Below are 1,264 nucleotides of genomic sequence, written 5' to 3'. Positions count from 1 at the left end.
GACGCTTTCAAGATAGGTCGCGACCTGTTCGAGCGCGTTTCGCTTGGCCGCCTCGGTGGCGATCCGAATGGCGTCCTCACGGGTATCGCGATCCCCCATTCGGTGCTCACCCTGCGCATTGACGACCCTGATGTCAGCCAGCGCAGGGGCAGCGGTGATGAACACCGCAAGCGCGAGAAACAAAACAATGGGGCGATACGATTGATAAGACAGCAGGCAGATCGGAAGAGGCTGTTGATGGAAGACCTGACCAAACATCGCCTCCCCCTTCTTACCCCTGGGCATAGATGGAAACGGTGAGCAGGTTTAGCATAGCACCCGGAAAGCGGTTCCACCAGCGATCGCCAAGTGCCTTCTCCCTCCTTGCCTTCCTGAAAATTTGCATGTTAGGGTACCGCTCTTACTTTTGGCAGGCTGCGGAAAAGCTTGGTCGATGCCAAAAGACGGCCAGAAGTTTCCGTTCGTTGTTAAGACCAGAATTATTTCAGGATGCTCAAAAAGGCTGTCCAGCAAGGCCGCAGCGAGCGAAAAGGCGAGGCGTATCCTTTCTCACCCGGCCCACCCCGAGCTGCTCTTAGCAGCTCTTGCCCGGTGATACGTTGAGTCTCTGAGCGATGGGGCCTGCCTGCGCAACGTGCTTCGGCAAGGCAGGGAACGCCTCTGGCGGACTTTTTCAGCATTCTGTTAGGATACATGCGGGTAATACTTCGCTATGACACATCCCTCACGATGCCTTCGATTGATCCTTGTCGGCCTCCTGACTATCTTATTTGAAACCGCGGTCCAAGCGCCTGTCGCGGCAGCTGCCCCGCTTGGGAAGGAAACCGCTTCGTCCAGTTCCGGGACTGAACATGTCATCCTGTTTGTCCTGGAGGGATTCGGACAAGAGTCGCTCAAGGGCCGCGCGATGCCGGTCGTGAGCAAACTCGTCAAGGAAGGGTCGGTGACCTGGTCCGCGAGCGGGGTGAAGCCGGCCCTACGATTACCCACCATGGCATCGCTGGTGACCGGCATGCCGGTCGAAAAACATGGGATTACCTGGAATTTCTTCGAATTCAGCCGAGGCTACCCGCGCCACCCCAGCCTATTCGACTACCTGGATTTAAGCGGAGGGCGCGACAGCGCCATCTTTTATATGGATGAGTCCCTGTATCAGCTCGCCAAACCGGAACCCTACACCGACTATCAACTCTGCGGAGCATTGCGGCCCGAGTGCGGCTCTCAGAAACTCGTCGCCTACATCCAGCAGTATCTTCAAAAGGCG

2 protein-coding genes are annotated in these 1,264 nt (G+C 57.0%); one reads left to right on the top strand and one right to left on the bottom strand.

Translation table 11 applies throughout. The features are described from left to right. Positions 1–258 (bottom strand): hypothetical protein (locus HZB34_14925; GenBank protein MBI5317254.1); only part of this gene is annotated, 258 nt, incomplete at its 3' end. A gap of 454 nt (positions 259–712) precedes the next feature. Here HZB34_14925 and HZB34_14920 point away from each other — a divergent pair. Continuing rightward, positions 713–1,264, top strand: a 552-nt coding sequence (locus HZB34_14920; protein MBI5317253.1) for an alkaline phosphatase family protein, incomplete at its 3' end; no start/stop codon positions are given.

Source organism: Nitrospirota bacterium, assembly GCA_016219645.1.
Taxonomy (GTDB): domain Bacteria; phylum Nitrospirota; class Nitrospiria; order Nitrospirales; family Nitrospiraceae; genus Palsa-1315.
Note: the sequence above shows the minus strand (reverse complement) of the source record. Positions and strands in the feature narration are given on the sequence as shown.